We start from the raw sequence: 10328 nt of genomic DNA on the forward strand, positions 1-10328 counted from the left end.
GACATCAGGTAGCAGTCGATGCCTGTATTCATGCACCGCATACTGGATCCGGCAGTGATGAGCGCAATTATCACGCGCATATCCTGATGAGCACACGCAAACTTACTCCGGAAGGCTTCACCGAGAAAACCCGAGAACTGGATCAGAAACACAGTGGAGAAATCGAACACTGGCGCGAACACTTTGCCGATATCTGCAATATGCACCTGGATCTGGCTGGATACACTGCCCGAGTCGACCACCGCAGCTACAAAGACCAGGAGAATGGTTTAGAAGCCACGCTGCACGAAGGGCCGAAAGTCACCGAACTGCGCCGAAAAGGGATTGAGACCGAAATCAGCCGAAGCAATGACGAAATCAAACAGAGAAATCAGGCTCAGTTGCAATACGGCAAAAATATGGATCTGCTGATTGCTGAAAATGAGATCAAACTCAATACACTAAAAACTGAACAGCAGATCCAAATCAAAAATAGTGCTAAAACGCCACCAATTGACGAAAAAGCCCTATTTGAAGAAAAACAGAGGGAAACCCTTGGCAAAGTGCTAAATCGCGAAATCAGCGCAAAAGACGCGAATCTAGACCTAGAATTTATGCAGGATGTTTTTAAAAAGGCAGAAAACACCTTGGGCAAGATGCAAAAACATGAAAACGAGTTCAATCAGCAGCTTGCCCAGGACATCGTGAAGAGTCGACTCAAGCAAAGTCATGACAGATTGCAAAGCCTGGTCGATCAACACAACGAATTAACCCAGAACAAACCCTTACTGTTTGGAAAAAAAGCCTGGGAAGCCCAACGTGACGAGATTTATCAGGAACACAAAAAGCTGAAAGGTCAGCATGAACACCAGAAAAAACATGGTGTGAAGGATTTATTGGAAAATGAAAAGTTCAAAGAACATGCCTGGAAGCAGTATCAACAACAACATCCGGCCAAAGCCAAGCAATACCAAACTCTATACTCAACCTATCAAGTTATTAAGAAATGTGTGAATGAAATCAAAGCAGAACAACAGATGAAACTCAGACAAGAACAACAGCTCAAAGCACAGCAACATGCGCCTAGAATGAAATCTCGTGGCATGAGTCGATAAACAGAGCGAGTGTCTACGAGCGAACTGAGAAAATTTGCCCTTTCCTTTCCCTGATTACAAGCTCCCTATCCATCAATCACCTGCATGGCAGAGCATCCCGAATGGGTGCGAACTTTCCAAGTTTGATCCCTAAACCGAGCGTAGCGAGAAAAAAAGCTGATGAGCGAAGCGAATTCCGAGTTGCTTTTGATCTTCCTTTTTGCTTTTTCTCAAATTCACGAAAATATGAACCAAAAATTGCCCCGACGAATCGAGCGAAAGCGAGATTCAATAGAGTTTGAGCGAAGCGAAAACCAAGGGCAATTTTTCATGAAATATGCTTTTAATTATTTTTAAAGTTTTTAAATGTTTTTAACTTGACTGAATCCTTTTGTTTATAAGGCTTTCAAGCTTTATATAGCAACGTTTCCTCGGTTATATAGCAACGTTTCCTCGGTTATATAGCAACGTTTCCTCGGTTATATAGCAACGTTTCCTCGGTATTTGACAACAAATATTTATTATGTTGTTATAGCAACATAATAAAATTGTTGCTAAATAGAATGACATGACAGACTTGGTCGTAAAATCTAATAAACTTGTACAAGCTTTACAGACACTTACTTTAAGCGAAACCCGTTTACTTCAGCTCGCAATTGTAGACGCTCGTGAGACTGGACAAGGATTATCAACAGATGAACCTTTAGAATTAAATGCTCTTAGATATGCTAAAGCATTTAACGTTTCTCCAGATGCAGCTTATTTAGCATTAATTGAAGCAGAAGATTCTCTTTTTAAAAGACAATTTACGATTACCAATGAAGATGGAACTTTAACAAAAAGTCGCTGGATTCAAGATGCTAATTATCGGAAAGGTGAAGGAAGAATTTTAGTTACCTTAACTCGTGTGGTAATTGAACATGTCACTAAAATAGATGGGTTTGAACAGTACTTTACTAGTTATCATTTGAAAAAAACTGCTGACTTCAAAAGCGTTTATGCGGTACGTCTTTATGAACTCTTAATGCAATGGAAGTCTGTAGGGAAAACGCCTGTTTATGAATTAAATAAATTTCGTAGCCAACTTGGTATAGGTGTTAACGAATACACTCGAATGGAAGCATTTAAGAGACGTGTTTTAGATATTGCAGTAGATCAAATCAACGAATTTTCGGATATAACTGTTAAATACGAACAGCATAAAAAAGGTCGTTCAATCTCAGGATTTTCTTTTAGCTTTAAGTCAAAGAAAGCAACTATTCGATCTATAGAAACTAATAGAGACCCTAATACAACTGATCTGTTTTCGAGGATGACAGATAAGCAACGCCACTTATTCGCTACTAAACTTTCTGAACTACCAGAAATGGGTAAGTATTCTCAGGGTACAGAAAGCTATCCACAATTCGCTATACGTATTGCTGAAATGCTTCAGGATAGTGAAAAATTCCAAGAATTATTCCCTTATCTTCAAAAAGTTGGCTATCAAGCTGCTTAAAATTCATACTTGATCATTTGTCTATTAGGCAGTCTAATAGACAACAACTTTTGACAGGTTTAGGCATAGATTTACAACATGAAAAGCCTTACAGTTCTTGAGCTTTCTAAGCTTTACAATATCAATAGACAAACGATTTACAACAACATAAAGAAAGGAATTTTAAGTAAAAATTCTGATAATAAAATTGATCTAGCCGAGGCTATCCGTGTTTTTGGTGAGCCTTCAAAAAAACTAGATGTCAAAGAGTCTGTAAAAATAGACAGTCCAAATTCGGCAGAAGTTTTACTACTTAGGCAACAGATAGACATGCTGAAAAATCAGCTTGATGATGCAAAAGAGCGTGAAGCCTTTTATCAAAATCAAATTGAGACGATGCAACGTCTACTGGAAGCACCCAAACCAAAAATCCAAGACCCTAGTGAACCCGAACTCCCCAAATCAGCTCCCATTGTAGAAATGAAGGAAGAAGTAATCATAGTTCCACCAAAAAAAGAGGACGGATTGACTACTGCAGAGAACAAACGTATCCCTGTTCCAGAGCATATAGAGCCTGAACCTAAAAAGAGGGGCTTCCTGAGCCGTTTTTTCCTTCCTTATGGTTAGCCAGGACTCCAATTTTTTGATGAGCCAATTTCAGTGCAAGCACATGAAATAATGACTCACCAAAAAACCGGATGATGTTTATTAAAACTGAATAAAACCGTGGAACATCGCTCAATTAGTGATCGTGGAACATGAATAATCAATAAAAAGCCGTTCTGGTGCCCTATACTCCAGAACGGCTTTGTTTAATATACTGATATTTAAAGATAAATATTAAGCATTTCGTATAAGGTGTATTATGTTAATTTTAGAGATTCTACATAAACGTAAAATCTCCTGCACTTAGATTCTGGCATGTGTTCCATACTTATCAATCATGATAGAGCTGGCTTCATTTAAGCCACGCACAGTGACATTCACACTATTCTTTTGGAATTTATTTACAACAGAATCAAGCATGGCGACTGATGTTACATCCCAAATGTGAGAATGGGTCAAATCAATAATCACATCCTTTACATCCTCTTTAAAGTCAAACCCTTGCATGAATTTTTCAGAAGAACTAAAGAAGATCTGACCTCTCAAATCATATAAACGGGCTGTTCCTTCAAAAGATGCTATTACTTGGATATCATTTTCAAGTTTATTCGCTAGGAACAAAGCTGAAAGTAATACGCCTGTTAACACACCCAAAGCCAGGTTATGCGTAGCAACAACTACAATCACAGTCGCAATCATGACGATATTACTGCTCTTAGGATTATCTTTTAACTGAGTGACAGAACTCCATTCAAAGGTACTGATAGAGACCATGATCATTACCGCTACCAATGCAGCCATTGGAATCACTTTGAGCCAATCGCTGATAAATACAACCAGAATAAGAAGAAAAATACCCGCAGAGAATGTTGATAAGCGTGTAAGACCACCCGATTTCACGTTAATCATGGATTGACCAATCATGGCACAACCGGCCATCCCCCCCATAAAGCCAGAAGCAATATTCGCGATACCTTGTCCTTTACATTCTTGGAATTTATCACTTGGTGTATCTGTCATTTCATCCACGATGGTTGCTGTCATCATCGATTCAAGTAAACCTACAGCCGCCAGTGCGACTGAATAAGGCAAAATAATCATCAATGTTTCAATATTCAAAGGAATATTTGGAATCAAGAACATTGGAAGTGTGTCAGGTAACGATCCCATATCACCCACAGTTCTTACATCAATTCCTAGAGCAATTGCCAGTAATGTGATTGCAATGATGCAGACAAGTGGAGAAGGCAATAATTTTCCTAATTTGGGAATCATAGGGAAGAGATAAATAATCGCCAAACCTAAAGCAACTAAAGCATATACATGCCAGGTCACATTAATCAGTTCAGGCAGCTGAGCCATAAAAATTAAAATTGCTAACGCATTTACGAATCCAATAACCACAGATTTAGATACAAATCGCATTAACTTGGCGAGCTTTAAATAGCCAGCCATTATTTGAATTACACCCGTCAAAATTGTTGCTGCAAGCAGGTATTCAAGCCCATGCTCTTTGACCAAAGTAACCATGAGCAGTGCCATAGCCCCTGTAGCTGCTGAAATCATAGCTGGACGACCGCCTACGAAAGAAATCACGACGGCTATACAGAAAGATGCGTATAGACCGACTTTAGGATCTACACCTGCAATAATTGAAAATGCGATGGCTTCAGGGATGAGTGCAAGACCGACGACTAATCCAGCAAGTACATCCCCACGGATGTTAGAGAACCACTGTTCTCGGACATTAGACAACATAAACATAGCCTGTTTTTTAATTTTTCAGATAGGCTAGTGATGTGATATATACAACACACAAGCGACTACACCACATCACTAGACAGTGATGAGTTATTTACAGATTTAAGACGGTAAATAAACTTAAGGTGGCGTAAGTGTCATAAGATGAAAGAAGGTTTAGAGTAAAAAAATCAGGACAAGGGTAACAGCTAGGTACTTTTTTATAAAGCCTGGATGTTATATCCAAGCTTTGTTTAATCGGTATTTTATGAAGCTTTTGGCTCCCTAAGTAATTGACCTATTTCCAAACGTGTATAGCCACGTTCTTTAAAAATCAAAACAATAGCCTGTTTATAATCTTCAGAAGTAGAAGTCTTATACTTAGTTATCAGTTGATTTTCAGAATTCAGCTCAAGATCATTTTTGATGGTCAATACTTCGCTAGAGATCTTATTAAAGATATTTAGGTTAAACATACAGGCACTCGTCATCCGTATTATAGCGGCCCGACTATAACTAATACCTGTCTTAGCTACGCTAGACACCCTTAGCCGAAAGGATTACAAATTAAGAAAAATTCTGCAAGTTTCTGCCTATTGAAAGAATAAATAATATCTCCCAAATGCCATCCATTTAACATAATGGCGGTTATACGAAGTACATTTGTATATGAATATAAATATCAATAACTTAAAAATTTAACCCTGATCACAAAATGCACAAAAAATGGCTTTTGTAATAAGTTGATGAGTTTTTAAGCGAATCTGTAACATTTTGCCATTAAAATTGATCAATAAATGATCAATTCCGGAATCAGTGCCCATTTCATACGGATCCAAGTTGCGAAACTATCCCCAATTGCTGGGGATAAAATTTAGGCTATTTTGTACGCTTTGGCGCACATCAATCTCGGCCCTTTGCGGCTGTCCAAGATAGGTGAATTTTCATATGATTAATTGGTCAGGAACAGGATGTTCCTTAGAATTACAAAGAATGAGCACCAGGATGGGGCCAGATACGACAAGCACTAAGACAGCACAGACCTAAAGTTCCAATAAAAAACCCTGGCAGGATGCCGGGGTTTTTTATTATTTATAAATCAGAATTTTGCTATTAAGTTTTTTAAAAAGAAATTTAAAGCAGTGTAGTAATCTTTGTGCTCTTTTAAAGTAGCATCATCTAGACAATTAAGACTATTTTCTAAATTAGAAACTTCATCTTGAAATTTTTTTTCAGTTTCATTTGCAGCACTTTCGAAAGCCTTAGAGGTATCATTCCAATACACACTTATACCTTTTATTAATTTATTTTCAAAATCCTCTTTTTCAAATAAATCAACAAGCTTTTTAGCAATTTTTTTCTGCCAACTAGAACCTGTTAACCATGCGAAGATTCCCCTATTACTACAGCGATTCCAATACCAATTGTAATTGGGCCACCTAAAACTGCAACGATACTAGCAGCTGCAGCAGTTCCGCCTACACTAACACCTATACTAGATAAAAAGCTTACTACTGTTGGAACAAGCAAATAGGCTCCTAAGTTACTGCCAGCTGCAACAATACTAGCCCATGTGGCTAATGCTCCAAACGTTGTTAAGCTTGCTACAGCTCCCATAAAAATAGTTTTAGAGTCAAAATTCAATTTTAAGTCGTTACTAAATCCTTGTTTTTTATCATATTCGTTTAATAAATCATCAATTTGCTTTGATAATTCTACAGATTTCTCTTTAACTTTTTTATTAATAGAAAATTGTATTAAGTCTGATAAATAGCTTGCAGCTAATTGCTGAGCATCTTTTTTGTTCTCATATCTGGATTTAATCATGCTTTCAATATAATCAATAGTTAAATACTTTTTTGTGACAACTTTGACCTCTGAAATACATTCGTTTTTGTATATTTCGATATCTTTTAATATCTTCTCTTTGTGTTTTTTCCTATTTATTGAATCAACTTTTTCGTCTTCTTTCATGGACTCCAATTGAATTTTCATCTGTTCATGTTGATTAAGAATATTATCCAGATTTTCAGTTAAATTTTTATATTTATGAGAAAGGGCTTCAAGACTTTCTTGAAAGGAAGTATTAAATTTTTCTGAGACTAAAGAAGGTAAGCGATCTTGTAATAAATTGACTAAATTCTTTTCAAATTCTGCACGTAAGTACTTCTTATCGGCTGAAAAAGTAAAGAAACGACTGCGGAGATACTCCTCTGTAACTTCTTCTTCAGCCCCTCTGTCTTCAAATTTATACTCAAGATGTTTAAATGCTCTTTTAGCAGCTCTATTTAATATATTAAAAATATCATTTTGATTTTCAATAATATCTGATCGTGTCGCTATAATAAATAAGTTATCTAAAGATCTAATTTTTTCACTTTCATAGGATGGCAGTACATTTATTAAGCTACCAATATAATCTAATTCATTTTGACCTAGAAAGCCTGGAGCTGTAGAAAGGTATAAAACGATATCTACAAAAGTTGTTGCCAATTCGGTTCTTTTAGAATCATTTTCATCATTTCCATAACCTGGCATATCCACTAAATCACATGCTAGGAGAATCGGAGCATCGATATAAAGCACCGCATAATGGCTATCTAAGTCTTCATCATCTTGGTGTGTAACATAGCTCTCTAACGAAGCTAAGTTTCCTGCTTTAACACGATGGCTTTTACAATGTTCTTCATCGTTAATCTTATGAATATTAAAATCTTTATCCATCATCCATACATCTTCTATTTGCCAAGATGGTTTATCCGATATATGACGTAAGATACATGCCACACTAGTAGTGGGTTGATATCTCGTTGGTAAACAGCTATCTCCTAGTAAAACATTACATAATCTAGATTTTCCCATATCAAAGTGGCCAAAAACACCTAAACGAGGTTTTCTAGAAATTTGATCAAGATTAGAAATAAGATTATCAACATTCAGCGTCTCAATAACTCCAGAACTAGATTCTGTAATTACTGGGGCATATTTTAATTGCTCATATATAATCTTTTTTTTATTTTGGATATCTAAATAAGGATGTCCAACTGTAATTGGTTCTAATTTACCTTCTAAAAATCCACATATTTCAGCCCACTTTTTTAAAATTTTAATTGGAACATCTTCAGGATCTTCTTCATATCTTGAAATTTGACTTTGTGAAACATCTAAAGCTTTAGCCATTTCAGCTTGTGAAATTTCAGCCAAAGTTCTCATTTCTTTCAAATTTACTAAATTATCAATATTCATAATTCAAATCTTATTTATTAAAAAAATAAGAATACCCAAAAAAAATACAATACTCAATATTTTAGGGTAAAAAATATTTATTATGCATGTGTTGCATATTTTTTTTAATTTACTTATTCTGGCTCTAGATAAAACGAGGGTTAACTATGAAATATACATATCATTCAATTAATCGCATGAATACTCGTGGAATTTCAAAAGAAATGATCGAATTCACTTTGAATTATGGAAGTATAGATGGCGATGCTTATGTCACTAATAGAAAACTTTTAAACAAAGTAATTAAGCATCTAACTAAACAGCTAGCCTTAGCTAAAAAGTTAATCGATAAGGGTGGGGTAGTTGTGGTGACAGATAATAGTTCTGTAATCACAACTTATGACTATGAAAGCTATAAAGCTTATTAAGAACGAGGAAATTACATGGCTTATAGAACTGATTTCGATCTTGAATTTTTAGGGCATCTTAAATCAACTGATTTAGATGATCTAGTATATTGTCTAACCCATGATAAAGATGGAGAAACTAGACTTACTGAAGAACTAACTTATTCAGATGCGTATAAGTTACATTTTCCGAATCATAGTAAATACTGGGAATTAATAGCCGCAGAACTTCAATGTTTTGGCGCAAATAGTTTCGCAACAATGTTTCGGGGAGGAAAAGGTGTTTTCTATCGTGAAGTGTTAATGGATGTCTGTGATAAACTAAAGGTAAATTACAACAAAGATGCAAAAACAGAATTTATCGAAAACAATTTATTATTAAAAATTCTCCATGATGCTCTAGAAAAAATGTCACAAGAGGAATTAAAAGAACTAGCAAAAGAGCTTGATATTAATGATCTAAATTACTCTGCTGAAGCATTACTGGGAGTTTTTCAAGCTATTTTTCGTGCAGGAGGGTTCAAATCCTATCAATTAACATTAATCATTGCTAATGCTATCAGTCGAGCATTATTTGGTAAGGGATTAACTTTGGCTGCGAATGCTACCTTAGCCAGAACTATGTCACTCTTAACAGGTCCGGTAGGTTGGGTTATTACTGGAGCTTGGACTTTAATTGATATAGCTGGACCTGCTTTTCGAGTAACTCTACCTGCTGTAATACAAATAGCAGTATTACGAAAAAAACATTCACAAGACAATTCTATTTAATTTTTAAGATTGAAATATACGTTACGAGAGGCCTTACTAATGGGCCTTTTGATCACTTACTTAACATAAAATCTCATCTACGAAATTCAGAAAAAGCACGTATCAGGGCTTTTTACCCCCGATTAATGACAGTGATATCCTTCTGTTTGTGAGTTATGACATCCTTGAGAATTCGTTCTTCCACTCGATGCAAATACTTGAGCTGTCACTAGCGTCAGTAATAATACAACCACAATTTTTTTCACTATTTGAACTCTAATTTAGACTAGAAATCAAACTATAACTTATAAACTAAATAGCTTTCTATCCCGTTCATCTGTTAAATACTTATCCATCTGTGCAATCAATTTCGCATGTGCTTGCTCATCTTCTTCGGTGATTTTTAGCATGCAAGATCCAATTAAAATCTTACGTCGAGTATCATCCTTACGTGCCTGTTGTTTTTCCTTCGCCTTTTCTCTGGCTAACATAGCCTGACGTTGCGCTTTTAACTGCTTCAACTTTTCTTCTTGAGCTTTAATCTTCTCATCTAATAATTCTGATTTAACCATACAACCAATACCATCACGCAGGGAAATAATCACTAACATAAGCGCACTTGAATCTGACTTTCAAGGTGCTATATGTATAGTAATGATTTCCTCGAAGAGCGCACTTATGCAAACTCTGTTTGCAAGTCCGATTGGGGTCTCCCCAATACCCCGACAACCGTGAATACGGTTGTATTTCACTACGTGAAAATTTAAAAGCGAAAAATAGACATGGCGATTTACCACTTTTCAGTCAAAACCGTAGCACGATCAGCAGGGCGTTCCGCCACTGCTGCGATTGCCTATCGGGCAGGTGAAAAGATCTATTGTGAACGTGAAGGCCGAGAACATGACTACAGCCGAAAAACCGGTGTGGAATACAAAGAAATTTATTTACCCGAAGGCGCACCAGAACATTTAAAAAATCGGGAAAAACTCTGGAACGAAGTTGAACAACGGGAAACCCGAAAAAACTCGACAGTCGCCCGGGAATTTGAAA

General features: G+C 36.3%; 12 protein-coding genes. 6 read left to right on the plus strand and 6 right to left on the minus strand.

Features of this window, described 5'->3' with window-relative positions; genetic code table 11:
* The 3 genes from HGD77_RS16820 to HGD77_RS16830 all read left to right on the plus strand — a co-directional run.
* A partial coding sequence (locus HGD77_RS16820; protein ID WP_168731078.1) for a MobA/MobL family protein occupies positions 1-1094 on the plus strand: 1094 nt, incomplete at its 5' end.
* 547 nt (positions 1095-1641) lie between these two features.
* On the plus strand, positions 1642-2571 hold the full coding sequence (repM, locus tag HGD77_RS16825) for a replication initiation protein RepM (protein ID WP_034705878.1): 930 nt from the start codon (positions 1642-1644) through the stop codon (positions 2569-2571).
* Between the two features lie 78 nt (positions 2572-2649).
* Positions 2650-3177, plus strand: a complete 528-nt coding sequence (locus tag HGD77_RS16830; protein WP_034705876.1) for a plasmid replication DNA-binding protein — start codon at positions 2650-2652, stop codon at positions 3175-3177.
* A gap of 282 nt (positions 3178-3459) precedes the next feature.
* On the opposite strand, the gene HGD77_RS16835 is transcribed toward HGD77_RS16830, so the two are convergent.
* The 4 genes from HGD77_RS16835 to HGD77_RS16845 all read right to left on the minus strand — a co-directional run bounded on the left by HGD77_RS16835 (position 3460) and on the right by HGD77_RS16845 (position 8142).
* Positions 3460-4914, minus strand: a complete 1455-nt coding sequence (locus HGD77_RS16835; RefSeq protein WP_005249159.1) for a SulP family inorganic anion transporter — start codon at positions 4912-4914, stop codon at positions 3460-3462.
* A gap of 248 nt (positions 4915-5162) precedes the next feature.
* A complete protein-coding gene (locus HGD77_RS16840; protein ID WP_005249157.1) occupies positions 5163-5372 on the minus strand; it encodes a hypothetical protein in 210 nt (69 codons plus the stop codon).
* A 623-nt stretch (positions 5373-5995) separates the two neighbouring features.
* A complete protein-coding gene (locus tag HGD77_RS17120; RefSeq protein ID WP_228761488.1) occupies positions 5996-6181 on the minus strand; it encodes a hypothetical protein in 186 nt (61 codons plus the stop codon).
* A gap of 92 nt (positions 6182-6273) precedes the next feature.
* Entirely contained in the window at positions 6274-8142 is a 1869-nt protein-coding gene (locus tag HGD77_RS16845) for a dynamin family protein (protein WP_228761489.1), read from the minus strand.
* A 146-nt stretch (positions 8143-8288) separates the two neighbouring features.
* Here HGD77_RS16845 and HGD77_RS16850 point away from each other — a divergent pair, with 146 nt between their 5' ends.
* The gene (locus tag HGD77_RS16850; RefSeq protein ID WP_168731079.1) at positions 8289-8549 is read left to right on the plus strand and encodes a DUF4258 domain-containing protein; all 261 of its coding nucleotides are present in this window, start codon (positions 8289-8291) and stop codon (positions 8547-8549) included.
* 15 nt (positions 8550-8564) lie between these two features.
* Positions 8565-9299 (plus strand): DUF3944 domain-containing protein, encoded by a 735-nt coding sequence (locus HGD77_RS16855; RefSeq protein ID WP_168731080.1) that lies wholly within the window; start codon positions 8565-8567, stop codon positions 9297-9299.
* Positions 9300-9421: 122 nt separating this feature from the next.
* Here the strand turns inward: HGD77_RS16855 and HGD77_RS17315 are convergent, their stop codons facing one another.
* The gene (locus tag HGD77_RS17315) at positions 9422-9544 is read right to left on the minus strand and encodes a YHYH domain-containing protein (RefSeq protein WP_168731081.1); all 123 of its coding nucleotides are present in this window, start codon (positions 9542-9544) and stop codon (positions 9422-9424) included.
* Positions 9545-9583: 39 nt separating this feature from the next.
* A complete protein-coding gene (locus tag HGD77_RS16865; RefSeq protein WP_168731083.1) occupies positions 9584-9850 on the minus strand; it encodes a mobilization protein in 267 nt (88 codons plus the stop codon).
* 210 nt (positions 9851-10060) lie between these two features.
* On the opposite strand from HGD77_RS16865, the gene HGD77_RS16870 reads away from it, so the two are divergent.
* On the plus strand, positions 10061-10328 hold a 268-nt coding region (locus tag HGD77_RS16870; protein ID WP_168731082.1), incomplete at its 3' end, for a MobA/MobL family protein.

Source organism: Acinetobacter sp. NEB149, assembly GCF_012516415.1.
GTDB lineage: Bacteria > Pseudomonadota > Gammaproteobacteria > Pseudomonadales > Moraxellaceae > Acinetobacter > Acinetobacter lwoffii_V.